The sequence below is a fragment of the Phyllobacterium calauticae genome, assembly GCF_019991125.1.
In the GTDB taxonomy this organism is placed as follows: domain Bacteria; phylum Pseudomonadota; class Alphaproteobacteria; order Rhizobiales; family Rhizobiaceae; genus Phyllobacterium; species Phyllobacterium calauticae.
In genome coordinates this window covers 502,714-517,974 of the sequence record NZ_JAGENB010000002.1, presented here as the reverse complement: position 1 = coordinate 517,974, position 15,261 = coordinate 502,714, and the positions used below count along the sequence as shown (strand labels likewise).

Genomic DNA, 15,261 nt, shown 5'->3' with positions numbered 1-15,261 from the left:
CTTATCGGAAAAATCATGCAACTCTATCCCAAGCTGGTCTATAAGACGCGCATGAGCGACGAACCCGATGCCGGATTGCGAAAACCAGACGATGCCAACCCTGCTCCCCTGCGCCGGGGCTGGACCACGGGCGCCTGTGCGACCGCCGCAACCAAGGCCGCGCTGATTGCACTGATCACGGGTGAATTTCCCGATCCGGTCGCCATCATCCTGCCGAAGGGCGAGGTCCCGCATTTTCCGCTGGCACTCGAATCAATCGGCGACGGCTATGCCATTGCCGGGATCGTCAAGGATGCCGGGGATGACCCTGATGTTACCCATGGCGCCACCATCATCTCCACGGTCCATCCCGCCGCTCCCGGCAGCGGTATTCAGTTTGTCGCAGGCGAAGGCGTTGGCACCGTCACCCTGCCGGGCCTGCCGATCCAGCCGGGGGAAGCCGCCATCAACCCCGTCCCGCGCGCCATGATGACCGCCATCTGCGAGGAAATCTGCGCCCAGTACGACCTGCCCGCCGATCTTGTCGTGACCATCTCCGTGCCGGAAGGCGAGGAACTGGCGAAGAAAACCTGGAACCCGCGTCTCGGCATCATCGGCGGCATCTCCATTCTCGGCACGACGGGCATCGTCCACCCGTTTTCCTGCGCGGCATGGATACACTCGATCCATCGCGGCATCGATGTTTCCCGCGCCGCCGGGCTCACACACGTTCTGGCGGCGACAGGATCGACCTCGGAAGATGCGGCGCAGGCGATCTACAATCTGCCAGATATCGCGCTGCTCGACATGGGCGATTTCGCCGGCGGACTGCTCAAATATCTGCGGGTTCATCCCATCGACAGGCTGACCATCGCGGGCGGCTTTGCCAAGCTGACCAAGCTGGCGCAGGGCGCGCTCGACCTGCACTCCGCCCGCAGCCAGGTCAGCATGGCATTTCTGGCGGATGAAGCGGAAAAGCTTGGATTCGACAAGGATATGAGGGAGCGGATTCTGAATGCCAACACCGCGCAGGAAGTGCTTGAAATGACTCAAGGGCTTGGCATCGACCTGCCGAAGTCCATCGCCGAAAAAGCCAAGGCCGTGGCGCTCGCCACCCTCAGGGGTGCGCCTGTCGAGGTGGAAATAATCGTGACCGACCGCAAGGGGACAATCCTTGCCCGCCTCTGATCGTCCTGTGCTCATCCTCGGCGGCACGGCGGAAGCGGTCAAGCTTGCCGCCGCGCTTGTCGCCCGTGGCTATCGGACAATCTCATCGCTCGCCGGCCGCACCAGCAATCCCGGCAAGATCGAGGGTGAAGTGCGCACCGGCGGTTTTGGCGGCGCGGACGGCCTTGCCGCCTATATCCGCAGGGAAAACATCGCCCTGCTCGTCGATGCGACCCACCCCTTCGCCACGCAGATATCGGACAATGCGCGTGCGGCGGCGGATGCCACGGGCGTTCCCTTCGTCCGGCTGGAACGGCCGGACTGGCAGCGCAAGCCTGGGGATGCCTGGACCAGCGTCACAAGCCTTGAAGAAGCGGTTTCCGCCATTCCCGCAAAGGCCCGGATATTGCTGGCGCTCGGCCGCCAGCACATCGCACCCTTCTCCAGACGAAGCGACGTGTACTTCGTCGTGCGCATGATCGATCCGCCGGAAACGCCGCTCAACCTGCATGATTTCGAGCTGGAACTGTCCAAGCCGGGCAAGAAGGATGAGGAAGCCGTGTTTCTCACCCGCAAGCGCCTCACCCATATCGTCTGCCGCAACTCCGGCGGCGCGGCATCCTATGCCAAGATCGCCGCGGCGCGCGAACTTGGCTTGCCCGTCATCATGATCGAGCGGCCGCACCGCCCCGCCGGTCACACCCTGCCCGACACATCAGGCGTTCTGCGGTTTATTGAGGAAACGCTGAGCTAGCGGCAAAGGTGTTGTTTGTAGGATTTAACGCCCCCCTTAATGCCTGTCACTCCGAGCGTGACCGCAAGGTGTGGCTGTGATCCTTGTGGTAAAGCGCGGAATCGCGGAACGCATCCGCTGACAGGCCCTTGCCGACAAAGATCATGGCCGAGCGCGTCAGGCCCGACTCCCGCACTTTTCCGGCAATATCCGCCAGCGTGCCGTGAATGAACTGCTCGTCCGGCCAGCCGACGCGGTAGGCCACGATGACGGGGCAATCGGCGCCGTAGAGCGGCACAAGATCGGTCTCGATCCGCTGGAGGTTGCGGATGGAGAGGTGAATGACAAGCGTCGCGCCGGATTTGCCCAATGTCACGAGATCCTCGCCTTCCGGCATGGTCGAGGACTTCATCGAGGTGCGCGTGAGAATGATGGTCTGGCACACCTCGGGAACCGTCAGTTCCTTTTTCAGCGCAGCGGCGGCGGCGGCAAAGGCCGGAACCCCCGGCGTCACGTCATAGTCGATGCCGAGCGCATCGAGCCGGCGCATCTGCTCGGCCACCGCGCCATAGATCGATGGATCGCCGGAATGCACCCGCGCCACATCCTTGCCTTCCGCATGCGCCCGCTCGCATTCGGCGATGATCTCGTCCAGCGTCAGCGAAGACGTATCGACAACGCGCGCGCCCTCCGGCACTTCGGCAACCATTTCCGGCGGCACCAGCGATCCCGCATAAAGGCAGACCGGGCAGGACTGGATCAGTTTCAGGCCACGCACGGTGATGAGATCGGGGGCGCCGGGCCCGGCACCAATAAAATGAACCGTCATTGTCTATCTCTTTCTTGCCAAGGCAGCCGTTGCATGGGCGGATTTTGTCTTACCGATCACCAGCGCGCCGTCCGGTCCCGCAGCGGCAAGCGCTGCTGCTTCCGCGACGCCGTGGCTGCCTGTCAGTTCGAAGACACGCCGGGACGGATTGGCAAGGCGGGGCGTTTCCCGTTCCAGGGTTGGCGCATCGAAGCACAGGAATGGCAATTGCCAAAGCGCGGCAAGCTGAATCATCGCCGGTTCACCCGCGCGCGCATCGAGGGAATGGATGCCCGCAAGATCGCCGGGCTTTACTCCGCCCGCACGCAGGACCGACTCGGCAAGGCCGCGCAGTTCCGCCGGATCGCATCCCCGCTCGCATCCAAGGCCCAGCGTGTAACGGGCTGCGCTCTCCGGCTCTTCAACCATCAATGCTGCTTGTGAAGCTCTTCCGGCGTCACGCCCAAAAGATCGGCCGTGCGGCGGATGAGATTGGCTTCCTTCGGATCGAGATCGTCATCGGCATTGGCAATCGTCAGCAGGTGCCGCAGCAGCATGACCTTGCGCTCGAACGGCACGTCGGCAAAAGCCAGCGCCGCCTGCTCACTGGAGGTTTCGTAGCCGAAATCCTTCAGATAGGCCGCCACTTCGCCGAATTCGTCGGGAGCAATGCCAAAATCATTGGAGGCAATGCGCAGGATTGCCGCATATTCCGACTTTTCGGTCTTGCCGTCAGCCAGCGCCACATGCATCAGAAGCAGGAGCTCCGCCGTCAGGACCGGATCATCGGCAACCTTCTGCACGGCACTCTTTGCGCCAAGAAATGCGGTGATGCGATCAAAGATGCTCTCGCTCATTGTACCCCCAAACTGTCGTCACGCGATAGATCGCAGCCCCGGCGGCTGAATTCAAGTGCGCAAACAACACACTAGAATGCGATTCGCACAAGCGGATCGACTCAGCATTGAAATGTTCTCGCCAAAGCCGAAATTCCCTCTATGGTCCGGCGCATTCTCAAAGAGTCTCCCGCCATGCCCGCCTTCTTCGACAATGTTCCCGTACTTCTGATCCTTGCCGGCTTTGCCGCCGGTTTCATCGATTCCATTGCTGGAGGTGGCGGCCTGATCACCGTTCCGGCCCTGCTTCTGGCCGGCCTCTCGCCGGTGGAATCGCTGGGGACCAACAAGCTGCAATCGCTGTTCGGTTCCACCTCGGCAACCATAGCCTATGCCCAAAAGGGCCATGTGAACCTGAAGAAGCAGCTTCCATCGGCGTTCATGTCATTCCTCGGTGCGGTGGCGGGTGCCCTCCTTGCCGGCTTTCTGCCCGGCGATCTCCTGCGCGCCTTCCTGCCGGTCCTATTGATCACCATCGCGCTGTATTTTGCCCTGAAGCCCAACATGGGCGATATCGACCGCGCCCATCGGATGACGCCGTTCCTGTTCGGTCTCGCGATCGTTCCGCTGATCGGATTTTACGACGGCGTGTTCGGACCCGGCGCCGGTTCGTTCTTCATGCTCAGTTTTGTCTCGCTGGCCGGTTACGGCCTGCTGAAGGCAACGGCCCACACGAAACTGCTCAACCTCGCCTCCAATCTCGGCGGCTTCACCACCTTCGCCTTTCTCGGCGTCATCAACTGGAAGGTCGGCCTGTGCATGGGTGTCGCCCAGTTCATCGGCGCGCGGGTCGGCGCGGGGCTGGCGATGAAGAACGGCGCAAAAATCATCAAGCCGCTGCTGGTGATCGTCTGTTTGGCGCTGGCGACAAAGCTGCTTCTGGACCCGAGCAATCCGATCCGCCTGTGGCTCGCCACGCTGTTTTAGCAGCGTGGCATGAACATCGCCTTTAAAACTCGATGCCCTTCTGCGCCTTGATGCCGGAACGGAACGGATGCTTGATCATTTCCATCTCGGTGACGAGATCGGCAAACTCGATCAGTTCGTCCTTGGCATTGCGCCCGGTGATGATCACGTGCTTCATGTGCGGCTTCTGCTTGAGCACATCGATGATTTCCTCCACCGGCAGATAGTCGTAGCGCAGCGCGATATTGAGTTCATCGCACAGGACAAGATCGGTTTCGTCATCGAGGATCATTGTCTTCGCCTGTTCCCAGGCATCCCGGGCCATGGCGATATCGCGGGCGCGGTCCTGCGTTTCCCAGGTAAAACCCTCGCCCATGGCCGAGATGGTCACCTGCTCGGGGAATTTCTCCAGAACCCAGCGCTCGCCCGTATCCCATGATCCCTTGACGAACTGGATCACGCCGATCTTCATGCCGTGGCCGAGCGCCCGAAACACGACGCCGAAACCGGCGGTCGACTTGCCTTTGCCCTTGCCGGTGTTGACGATGACCAGGCCCTTTTCATCGGTCTTGGTGGCAAGGATCTTGTCGCGCACGGCCTTCTTCTTGCGCATCTTGTCGGCGTGGCGCGCGTTGACTTCCTCTTCGGTCAGGTTCAACAGTTTCTGTGATTTTTCAGCCATTTGGCGTCTCCTTCCGAATCATTGTCTCAGGCGGCAAGCTTGCCGAGTTCATAGCGCGCCGAGTTCGAGCGCGGGGTCCAGAAGCCGCGCTGCACGGCCTCCTCCAGCTTTTCGGCGATATCCCGCAGCGCATGCGGGTTCTTGTCTTTCAGGAATGTCCGCACATCCTCGTCCATCAGGAACGCCTGATAGACCGCTTCGAAATGATGGTTGCGGACAGCGCCTGTCGTGGCGGCAAAGGCGAAGAGATAGTCGACCGTTGCCGCCATCTCAAAGGCACCCTTATAGCCATGGCGCATTACCCCGGCGATCCACTTCGGATTGGTCACGCGGCCGCGCACGGTTCGCCCGATCTCTTCCTCGAGCGTGCGGATGACAGGCTTTTCCGGACGCGAATGATCATTGTGATAAATGGTCGGGCGCTCGCCGGACAGCTGCTCGACCGCCGCCGACATCCCGCCTTCGAACTGGTAGTAATCGTCGGAATCGAGCAGGTCATGCTCGCGGTTATCCTGATTCTGCACCACGGCCTCGACGGTGCGCAGGCGCTCTTCGAGAAGACCGCGCTCGGCCTTGCCCTCCTCACCCGCACCATAGGCATAGCCGCCCCAGACCAGCCATGCCTCGGCAAGGTCGTCGCGCTTGTCCCAGGCCTTTTCGTCGATCAGCGTCTGCAGGCCGGCACCATAGGCACCGGGCTTTGAACCGAACACGCGAAAGCCCGCCCGCTGCTTCGCCGTCTTTTCATCGGCTCCCTCAGCCACAAGCCGGGCCTGCTCGCTATGCATGCGCAGCGCGATGGGATTGTCTTCCGCGTCTTCAGGCAAGGCGCCGACCGCCCGCACCGCCGTGTCGAACAGTGCAATCTGGTCCGGAAAAGCATCGCGGAAAAAGCCGGAGATGCGCAAGGTCACGTCGACGCGCGGACGGCCTAGCACGGCAGGCGGAATGATCTCGTATCCGGTGACGCGCCGCGAGGCCATGTCCCAGACCGGTTTGACCCCGATCAGGGCCAGCGCCTGCGCAATATCATCGCCGCCGGTGCGCATGTTCGACGTGCCCCAGGCGGTCAGCCCCAGCGAGGTCGGCCACTCCCCATGATCCTGCGTATAGCGGCGAATCAGGAGTTCCGCTGATTTCTGCCCGAGTTCCCATGCGGCGGGTGTCGGTACGGCGCGGCTGTCGACGGAAAAGAAATTGCGGCCGGTCGGCAGAACGTCAGGACGTCCGCGCGTCGGCGCGCCGGAGGGTCCCGGCGCCACAAAACGCCCGTTCAGCGCGGTCATGAGCCCCGCCATTTCGGCTGCGCCGCAGGCCATCACAGCCGGATGCAGGGTCGTGCGAATGCCGTCCAGAACCGTTTGCGTCGCCTGCCAATCAGCAGGGCAAGCGGTTTCACCAGCCACCAGCTTTGCCGCCAGCAACTCGATGCGCTCCACCGTATCGCCGGCAATGCGCCATGGCTCGTCGGTGACCGCGTTGAGAATTGCAGGCCGTTCCGCACTCCATGGCGCAGCCATGTCGCAATCCAGTGGATCGAAACCGGCAAAGCCGAGATCAGCGGCGATGGCGCGCTGCAGGCTCTGGTCGGCGCCAACACCCGAACCGCGCGGCACCCGTGCCAGAGCGACCACCAGATCGGTGAGCAGGCGCCCCTCCGGCGACAGGCCGAAAATATGCAGGCCGTCGCGGATCTGCATTTCCTTGAGGTCGCAGAGATAGGCATCGAGCTTTTGCAGGGCGAGATCGTCGGGATCGTGATCGTGAATGCCCGCATCGCTGTCGAGACCGATATCGCGGACGAGATCAAGAATCTGCACCTTTAGCCGCACAAGCCGGCGCGGATCAACGCCGGATGCCTCGTAATATTCGTCGACCAGCGCTTCCAGATCTTTCAGTGGGCCATAGCTCTCGGCCCGGGTCAGCGGCGGTGTCAGGTGATCGATGATGACGGCGGCGGAGCGGCGCTTCGCCTGCGTGCCCTCGCCCGGATCATTGACGATGAACGGATAGATATGCGGCACCGGCCCCAGCACCGCCTCGGGGAAACAGGTTTCCGACAATGCCAGCGATTTACCCGGCAGCCATTCGAGATTGCCGTGTTTGCCCACATGCACGATGGCATGCGCATCGTAGACACCGCGCAGATAGGCATAGAAGGCGAGATAGCCATGCGGCGGCACCAGATCGGGCGAATGATAGGTGTCCTTCGGATCGATATTGTAGCCGCGTGCCGGCTGGATGCCGACCAGCACCGCGCCGAACCGGCTGAGCGGCAGCGCAAAGCCGCGCGCCGCATCGAGGAAGAACGGATCACCATCCGGCGCACCCCAGCGCGCCGTGACCTTCTCCTGAATCACCTGGGGAAGCGATTGAAAGAAGCTGTTGTATTGATTGAGCGAAATGGTTTCGCGGATGGCGCTGATGTCACTGGCCGCATTGGTCGGCCCGGCCATCAGATGGTTGATCAGCGCTTCGCCATCGGCGGGCATATCGGCGATATCGTATCCGGCATCGCGCATGGATTTCAGCACCTGCCAAGTGCCCGCGGGGGTGTCGAGCCCGACGCCATTGCCAAGCCGCCCGTCCCGGTTGGGATAGTTCGCCATGACAAGCGCAACGCGGCGCTCATTCGGTTTGCCCGTGCGCAGGCGCGCCCAGTTCGCCGCGAGATCGGCAACGAAGGCGACACGGTCGGCCTGCGGTTCATGCATGACGATATTGGCCTGCACCGCCTCGTCGAAATGCTGCGCCGACTTGAACGACACAGCGCGCGACAAAACCCGGCCATCCACCTCAGGCAGGGCAACATTCATCGCCAGGTCGCGCGCGGAAAGCCCCTGATCCGACAGGCGCCACTGCTCTACGCTGGAGCCGGAAAAGATAACCTGCAGCACCATCGCGCCGTCATGTTCAAGCACGGTCGGCTTGCGCGCCGAACCGGGTGCAGACACGGCAAACCCCGTGGCATTCAACACCACGGCGGGCGGCGCTTCGGCAAAAATGCTCTCCAGCGTCGCGATGGAAACCGGGTCTTTCAGGCTGGAAACGAACACCGGCAGCGGATTGAGCCCCTTGGCACGCAACGCATCGAGAAGCGCCGCAACGGGCTCTGTCTGGCCGCTCTGCACCAGCGCCCGGTAGAAGCAGATGGCAACGACAGGCGCGCCGTCCGTCCAGTCACGCCGCATCGCGTCCAGCGACGGTGCTGGATTGCCGGGCCACCACAACCCGGCCTTGAGCAGAGGCGCCGCCTCCTGCGGCTTTTCACCCGAAGAAATCAGGGCTGCACAATAATCGAGGAAGCGCTGGGCATTCTGCGCCCCGCCCTCCAGCAGATAATGCCAGAGCGCATCGCGATCATGCCGGGCGACCGTCGAAAACCGGTCGAGCCCCGGATCGGGCTTGTCGTCCCCCGGCAGCACCGCAAGCTGCACCTTGTGATTGACGGCGCAGGCATGCAGCGCTTCGAGGCCATAGGGCCAGTAGCTCTCGCCGCCGATCACCCGGACGACGATCAGCCTGGCATGCCGCGCTGTCCGCTCGACATAGGCATCGACGGACATCGGGTGCGACAGGCTCATCATATTGGCAAGGCGCAGCGAAACTGCACCATCGCCCTGCCGCCGTGCGGCGGCAAGGCTCGCCAGTTCCGTATCGGCCGCGGACAGGAACAGCACATCTCCCGGTGTCTGGCCGAGGTCGATGGCCTCGGTGCCTTCAGCGATGGTGCCTTTCTGGGCAAGCAGGAGATGCATTCAATATCCTATCGTCAGGCAGCGGCAGCGGCGGTTACCGCCGATGTGATGGCATCATTGTCGATATCGTGCAGTCCGATGACGACGAGACGGGTCTGCCGTTCCTCGCCCGGGTTCCACGCACGGTCGAAGTAATGCTCGATGCGCGTGCCGACAGCCTGCACCACCAGCCGCATGGGCTTGCCGGGAACATCGGCAAAGCCTTTCAGGCGCAGGATATCGTGATCGGCAATCACGGCCTTCAGCTTCTCGACAAAATTTTTGGGTTCGGCCACCGGACCAAGCCCGACAACAAAGCTCTCGAACTCGTCATGGTCGTGCTCTTCACCCGCTTCATGTTCCATTTCATGGTGCGACTTGCGGTTGGCGATGTCCTCTTCGGTGCCGACGCCGAGACCAAGCAGCAATTCATTGCTGAGCTTGCCGAAGCTGGCCGATACCATGTTGAGCGAGCGCGAAGAGCGGCTCTGCACATCGCCGCGCACACCTTCCAGCTGCTTGTCGGTGATCAGGTCGCTCTTGTTCAGCACGATCAGGTCGGCGGCACGGATCTGATCCTCGAACAGTTCTTCAAGCGGGCTGTCATGGTCGAGCGATTCGTCCTGGATGCGCTGAGCATCCACCTTGTCGTGGTCATCGGCAAAGCGGCCTTCGGACACGGCGGAAGCGTCGATCACGGTGACGACACCGTCAACCGTCACCTGCGTCTTGATCTCCGGCCAGTTGAAGGCTGCAACCAGCGGCTGCGGCAATGCAAGGCCTGACGTCTCAATGACGATATGGTCAAAACGGTCCGGACGGTCGAGCAGCTTGGTCATGGTCGGGATGAAATCATCGGCCACGGTGCAGCAGATGCAGCCATTGTTCAATTCGATCACATCCTCGTCGCGACAGGCTTCGATGCCGCAGCCCTTGAGCAGGCCGCCATCGACGCCGAGATCACCGAATTCATTGATGATGAGTGCGATGCGCTTGCCATTGGCATTTTCGAGCAGATTGCGGATCATCGTGGTTTTTCCCGAACCGAGAAAACCGGTGATGACCGTTGCTGGAATCTTCTGACCCTGCATATTCCTATCCCTTCATGGTGAGCGGCAGCCCGGCTGCCACGAAATAGACTGTTGCCGCGGCCTGCGCCACGGCCTGATGGAGACGTCCGGCATGGTCGCGAAAATCGCGCGCCATGCGGTTCTCCGGTACGATACCGAGACCCACTTCGTTCGAAACCAGAACGATCGAGCCTTGAAGTTTCGGCAGCACTTGCACGAGCTGCCGTGTCTCGGCGGTGATATCGCGCTCGGCCATCATCAGATTGGTCAGCCAGAGCGTCAGGCAATCGACAAGGATCGCTTTTCCTTCGGCTGCAACCCCCTGCAGGGTGTCCACCAGATCGAGCGGTTCTTCGATGGTGTGCCAGGATGAACCGCGCTGCGCCTTGTGCAGGTCGATGCGGACTGACATTTCCTCATCCCAGGACCTGCCGGTTGCGACATAAACGGGTTCAAGGCCGGAAGCCATGATCAGGCCTTCGGCAAAGCTGGACTTGCCCGAGCGGGCACCGCCGAGAATGAACGTCACGCCGTGATTCAGCTGGGGCATCGCCGTCACTGCAATCGCGATGATCCGTCAGGTACGATCAAGCGGAATGCGGGCGGGGAAACGAGCGCGTATACAATGCGAGCAGCCATAACAACCTCCGTGCTGGGCCTGAAGGGACACGACCCTTCGGTTCTTGGGCAGGATTGCCCCGAGCGTTTCCTGGGAAACGCTCTATGACTGGCAGGTCTCCTGGCTCGCGGGTCACAGGATGAATGCCGCCTTCCCGGTTTCCCAGTGGCTGCCGTCTGCATATGCGTCAGGCTTTGCATTGATCCTCGCCGCTCTACAGTCGCGGGGTCGGCTGCGGTGGGGTCGCCCTTGAGGGTACAACCGTCGCATTCCCTTTTGATCCCTTGGCCTTTGGCCAATATGGGAACCAATCATGGCTGGGACGTTATTCACCCCCCACGGGAAATGTCAATGGAATCCGCACGGTTTGCTCAGGGAGTAGTGGGTGGTTCGACAAGCTCACCATGAGGGAGGTGGAGGATTGCAGGGAGCCATGTTCTGCAATCTCCGCGATTAGCATTGCAGCCCACCCATCCCCCTCATGGTGAGCTTGTCGAACCACGCACCGCGGCACATGCAAGCAGCGCATCCACATCCAGCACTGTTTCAAGCTCGGCGGCGATACTATCCAGCGCGGCGTCCACCCCGGCCTTGTAGTCGAATGTTTCAGCGGCAATGCCCATCGTGCCCAGAAGCGCGGCGCGAAACCGGTCCGCCCCGAAAAGCCCGTGCAGATAGGTGCCGAATACCTTGCCGTCCGCCGATATGGCACCGTCGTTGACGCCGTTGATGCGCACCGCGGGGCGCGAACAGTCCGGGCCGGTGGTCCGGCCCAGATGAATCTCGTAGCCATCGAGCGGCAGATCGAACGGCAGCGATTGCGCCGCCACGTTGCGCACGGTCTTTTCCGGCTCCATCACCGTATCGATATCGAGATGCCCGAGCCCTGCCGTCTCCGTCACGCTGCCCTCGATGCCGTCGGGATCGCGCACGGTCCGGCCGAGCATCTGGAAACCGCCGCATATGCCGATGATATGGCCGCCGCGCCGCCGGTGCAGATCGAGATCCCTGTCCCAGCCGTTCTCGCGGAAGCGCAGGAGGTCGCCGATGGTGGATTTGGACCCCGGAATGATGACCAGTCCCGCATCGGCAGGCAGCCGCTCGCCGCTGCGCACCATCACCACATCCACCTGCGGTTCGGCCATCAGCGGGTCGAGATCGTCGAAATTGGCGATGCGGTCGAGCACCGGCACGGCGATCTTCAGCGCCCGGCCCCCGCCCTTCACCAGACGCTCCAGCACGACGGAATCCTCGGCCGGCAGCCGCGCCGCGTCCTTCAGCCATGGCACCACGCCGAAAGACGGCCAGCCGGTAAACTGCGTTATGGCTTTCAGGCCGTCATCGAACAGCGAGACGTCGCCGCGAAACTTGTTGATGATATAGCCGGCAATCATCTCCCGGTCTTCCCGCTGCAGGATCGCATGGGTGCCGACGAGCGAGGCGATCACCCCGCCGCGATCGATATCGCCGACCAGAACCACGGGAACATTGGCGCGGATGGCAAAGCCCATATTGGCGATATCGCCCGCCCGCAGGTTGATTTCGGCGGGAGACCCCGCCCCCTCGACGATGACCAGATCGGCGCCCTCACGGACAATGTCCCACGACGCCATGACCGCGTCGAGCAGCTGCGCCTTGAATGTCTGGTAATCGCGCCCCTTGGCCTGGCCCCAGACTTTGCCCTGCACGATGATCTGGCTGCCGGTCTCCGATTGCGGCTTCAGCAGCACCGGGTTCATGTGCACCGAGGACGGCACGCCGCAGGCGACGGCCTGCAGCCACTGCGCCCGCCCGATCTCGCCGCCATCGTCGCTGACCGCCGCATTGTTCGACATGTTCTGCGGTTTGAACGGCCGGACCGTCAATCCGCGGTTGCGCGCAAGCCGGCAAAGTCCGGCCACCAGGACGGATTTACCAACATCTGACCCTGTTCCCTGCAACATGATTGCGTGCGTCATGGGCTTTGAGTAGCGGATATGTCTTTCTCTTCCTAGCCCCCGGCAAAACCTATCTGAATCGTTGCGCGGCCCGGCGCTTGCGATAGAGTGGAAATCAAGAGGAATACAGGGAGGTTATCATGGATGCGGTCGTTGATACGGCGTCCGGCCAGTTCGAACTCAATGAGGATCAGCTGGCGATTCAGGACATGGCGCGCGCCTTCGCGGCGGACCGCGTGGCGCCGAACGCGCTGGCCTGGGACCGGGACAAGCATTTTCCCGCCGATGTGATTCGCGAGACCGGTCCGCTCGGCATGGGCGGCATCTACACCAAGGAAGAATTCGGCGGTTCGGGACTGAAACGCCTTGATGCGGTGCTGATCTTCGAGGCCCTGTCTGCCGCCTGCCCGGCCTTCTCCGCCTTCATCTCGATCCACAACATGGCGACATGGATGATCGATCTCTACGGCAATGACGAACAGCGCCAGCGCTTCGTGCCGCAGCTGACCTCGATGGAATGGCTGGCGAGCTATTGCCTGACCGAGCCCAATTCCGGCTCGGATGCCGCCGCCCTCAAGACCCGCGCAGTGCGCGACGGCGACCACTATGTCCTCAACGGCGCCAAGCAGTTCATATCAGGCGCCGGCGATACCGACCTTTACGTCACCATGGTGCGTACCGGCGAGGATGGCCCGAAGGGCATTTCGACCCTGATCATCCCGAAGGATGCGCCCGGCCTGTCTTTCGGTGCCAATGAACACAAGATGGGCTGGAATGCCCAGTCCACCCGGCAGGTGATTTTCGACAATTGCCGCGTTCCCGTGGAAAACCGCCTCGGGGCGGAAGGCGATGGCTTCAAGATCGCCATGGGCGGGCTTGATGGCGGGCGCCTCAACATTGCCGCCTGCTCGCTCGGTGGCGCCCAGTCAGCCCTCGACAAGGCTGTGACCTATGCGTCCGAGCGCAAGGCGTTCGGCAAGGCGATCAATCAGTTCCAGGCGCTGCAGTTCAAGCTGGCGGATATGGAAACGGAACTGTCCGCCGCCCGCGTCCTGCTTTACACCGCCGCGTCAAAACTCGACCGCAAGGCGCATGATGCATCGAAATGGTCGGCCATGGCCAAGCGCTTCGTCACCGATACCGGCTTCAACGTCGCCAATGACGCCCTGCAGATCCATGGCGGCTACGGCTACCTGCACGATTACGGCGTGGAAAAGCTGGTGCGCGACCTGCGCGTCCACCAGATTCTGGAAGGCACTAATGAAATCATGCGGGTGATCATTTCCCGCTCGATGATGGGCCGCTGAATCACACCGCATCCGACACACGGGAACACTATCAGGGAGAATGCTGCGATGACGACAGTCGCTTTTATCGGTCTTGGCCATATGGGCAACCCCATGGCCGCCAATCTGGTCAAGGCAGGCCATACGGTGCTGGGTTTTGACCTCCTGCCGGACAATCTCGCAACCGCCAAAGCCAACGGCGTGAGCATCGCGGCAAGCGCGCTTGCCGCCGTTGCGGATGCCGATGTCGTCATCACCATGCTGCCGGCGGGCAAGCACGTCCTGTCCGTCTATGCGGAGATTGCCGGAAAAGCCAAACCGGGCGCGTTGCTCATCGATTCCTCGACCATCGATGTGGATTCCGCCCGCAAGGCGCACGAGATCGCCAAAACCCATGGCCTGCTCTCGGTCGACGCTCCGGTCTCCGGCGGCATCGGCGGCGCGGCGGCGGGAACCCTGACCTTCATGGTGGGCGGTGCGGCTGATGCATTCACTGTTGCCGAACCAATCCTGAAACCCATGGCAGGCCGGATCGTCCATTGCGGCGAGCCGGGCGCCGGTCAGGCCGCCAAGATCTGCAACAACATGATCCTCGGCATTTCCATGATCGGTGTCAGCGAAGCCTTCACCCTGGCTGAAAAACTCGGCCTGTCGCATCAGGCGCTGTTCGACGTCGCTTCGACCTCGTCAGGCCAGTGCTGGTCGCTGACCACCTATTGCCCGGTCCCCGGCCCCGTGCCGACATCCCCGGCCAACAACGGCTACAAGCCGGGCTTTGCCGCCGCCCTGATGCTGAAGGATCTGAAGCTGTCACAGGAAGCCGCCAAAAGTGTCGGTGCCGCGACACCGCTCGGCCAGCACGCCGAAGAAATCTATGCGGCCTTCGGCGCCGCCGGGAACGAAGGTTCGGACTTCTCCGGCATCATCAATTACCTGCGCGAGGCCACGCGTGAAGGCTGACCGCGCCGCGAAAAGCCGGGAAATTTTCAAAATTTAGATTTGTTTAAGGTCTCGCTAACCTCGCGGTAACGATGTCCGGTTAAAACTTTGCATGGAGCGGACAAGACCCTGCTCCATGCTCCGGATCAGGTACTGCGTACCGGGGCTGTAATTTCTGCCAGCGTATTGTACGGCAGAAAGCCATGCGTAACTTGGCAAAAAACCGCACTGTTCCTCACGGACAGGGCGGTTTTTGACTTGGGTCTTCATCAGACAACAGCACAAAGAAAAACCGCCGCCCTGACAGGACAGCGGTTTCCGGAATAGTCCGATGCGTGGACGATCAGCCGGCCGAACGGGTCCAGATGAAGGAAACCGCCGACGCGATGCCGCTCCTGGCATTGCCGGATGGCGCATTGCGCTTTTCCGTGGCATTCCAGGCAATGTGGACGCGATTGTTGCGATTGAAGATGTAAAGCATTTGGGCACCTGAGGGTAAAAA

Annotated in this window: 14 protein-coding genes and 1 riboswitch; of the genes, 5 read left to right on the top strand and 9 right to left on the bottom strand. The window is 61.9% G+C overall.

Annotation, left to right across the window (positions count from 1 at the left end; translation table 11 throughout):
• The first annotated feature begins 51 nt into the window (after positions 1-51).
• Complete coding sequence (locus J1W56_RS08410; protein ID WP_223613467.1) at positions 52-1,167, top strand: cobalt-precorrin-5B (C(1))-methyltransferase; 1,116 nt, start codon at positions 52-54, stop codon at positions 1,165-1,167.
• Positions 1,154-1,900, top strand: coding sequence for a cobalt-precorrin-6A reductase (locus tag J1W56_RS08405; protein WP_223612851.1), 747 nt, complete (start codon positions 1,154-1,156; stop codon positions 1,898-1,900). The genes J1W56_RS08410 and J1W56_RS08405 overlap by 14 nt, the downstream gene beginning before the upstream one ends.
• Positions 1,901-1,946: 46 nt before the next feature.
• On the opposite strand, the gene cobM is transcribed toward J1W56_RS08405, so the two are convergent.
• Genes cobM through J1W56_RS08390 form a run of 3 tightly spaced genes read right to left on the bottom strand, consistent with a single transcriptional unit; the run spans position 1,947 to position 3,544 of the window.
• Positions 1,947-2,708, bottom strand: a complete 762-nt coding sequence (gene cobM, locus J1W56_RS08400; RefSeq protein WP_223612850.1) for a precorrin-4 C(11)-methyltransferase — start codon at positions 2,706-2,708, stop codon at positions 1,947-1,949.
• A gap of 3 nt (positions 2,709-2,711) precedes the next feature.
• Positions 2,712-3,116, bottom strand: coding sequence for a cobalamin biosynthesis protein (locus J1W56_RS08395; RefSeq protein ID WP_223612849.1), 405 nt, complete (start codon positions 3,114-3,116; stop codon positions 2,712-2,714).
• The gene (locus J1W56_RS08390; RefSeq protein WP_223612848.1) at positions 3,116-3,544 is read right to left on the bottom strand and encodes a tellurite resistance TerB family protein; all 429 of its coding nucleotides are present in this window, start codon (positions 3,542-3,544) and stop codon (positions 3,116-3,118) included. Before J1W56_RS08390 ends, J1W56_RS08395 begins: the two co-directional genes overlap by 1 nt.
• Before the next feature lie 174 nt (positions 3,545-3,718).
• On the opposite strand from J1W56_RS08390, the gene J1W56_RS08385 reads away from it, so the two are divergent.
• Positions 3,719-4,510 carry a TSUP family transporter gene (locus J1W56_RS08385; protein WP_223612847.1) on the top strand — a complete coding sequence of 264 codons (792 nt, stop codon included), beginning with the start codon at positions 3,719-3,721 and terminating at the stop codon, positions 4,508-4,510.
• Positions 4,511-4,532: 22 nt separating this feature from the next.
• Here the strand turns inward: J1W56_RS08385 and cobO are convergent, their stop codons facing one another.
• The 5 genes from cobO to J1W56_RS08360 form a co-directional block, all read right to left on the bottom strand.
• Positions 4,533-5,171: a cob(I)yrinic acid a,c-diamide adenosyltransferase gene (gene cobO / locus J1W56_RS08380; protein WP_223612846.1), complete on the bottom strand. Its 639-nt coding sequence runs from the start codon at positions 5,169-5,171 to the stop codon at positions 4,533-4,535.
• A gap of 26 nt (positions 5,172-5,197) precedes the next feature.
• Complete coding sequence (gene cobN, locus J1W56_RS08375; protein ID WP_223612845.1) at positions 5,198-8,929, bottom strand: cobaltochelatase subunit CobN; 3,732 nt, start codon at positions 8,927-8,929, stop codon at positions 5,198-5,200.
• A gap of 14 nt (positions 8,930-8,943) precedes the next feature.
• A complete protein-coding gene (gene cobW, locus J1W56_RS08370) occupies positions 8,944-9,999 on the bottom strand; it encodes a cobalamin biosynthesis protein CobW (protein WP_223612844.1) in 1,056 nt (351 codons plus the stop codon).
• 4 nt (positions 10,000-10,003) lie between these two features.
• The gene (cobU, locus tag J1W56_RS08365; protein WP_223612843.1) at positions 10,004-10,528 is read right to left on the bottom strand and encodes a bifunctional adenosylcobinamide kinase/adenosylcobinamide-phosphate guanylyltransferase; all 525 of its coding nucleotides are present in this window, start codon (positions 10,526-10,528) and stop codon (positions 10,004-10,006) included.
• A gap of 162 nt (positions 10,529-10,690) precedes the next feature.
• Positions 10,691-10,924: riboswitch (cobalamin riboswitch) on the bottom strand.
• 152 nt (positions 10,925-11,076) lie between these two features.
• Positions 11,077-12,555, bottom strand: a complete 1,479-nt coding sequence (locus J1W56_RS08360) for a cobyric acid synthase (protein WP_223612842.1) — start codon at positions 12,553-12,555, stop codon at positions 11,077-11,079.
• A 119-nt stretch (positions 12,556-12,674) separates the two neighbouring features.
• Between J1W56_RS08360 and J1W56_RS08355 the strand changes: the two genes are divergently transcribed.
• The gene (locus tag J1W56_RS08355) at positions 12,675-13,841 is read left to right on the top strand and encodes an isobutyryl-CoA dehydrogenase (protein ID WP_223612841.1); all 1,167 of its coding nucleotides are present in this window, start codon (positions 12,675-12,677) and stop codon (positions 13,839-13,841) included.
• Positions 13,842-13,889: 48 nt separating this feature from the next.
• A complete protein-coding gene (mmsB, locus tag J1W56_RS08350) occupies positions 13,890-14,780 on the top strand; it encodes a 3-hydroxyisobutyrate dehydrogenase (RefSeq protein ID WP_223612840.1) in 891 nt (296 codons plus the stop codon).
• Between the two features lie 322 nt (positions 14,781-15,102).
• On the opposite strand, the gene J1W56_RS08345 is transcribed toward mmsB, so the two are convergent.
• Positions 15,103-15,240 carry a hypothetical protein gene (locus J1W56_RS08345; protein ID WP_203117525.1) on the bottom strand — a complete coding sequence of 46 codons (138 nt, stop codon included), beginning with the start codon at positions 15,238-15,240 and terminating at the stop codon, positions 15,103-15,105.
• Between the last annotated feature and the right edge of the window lie 21 nt (positions 15,241-15,261).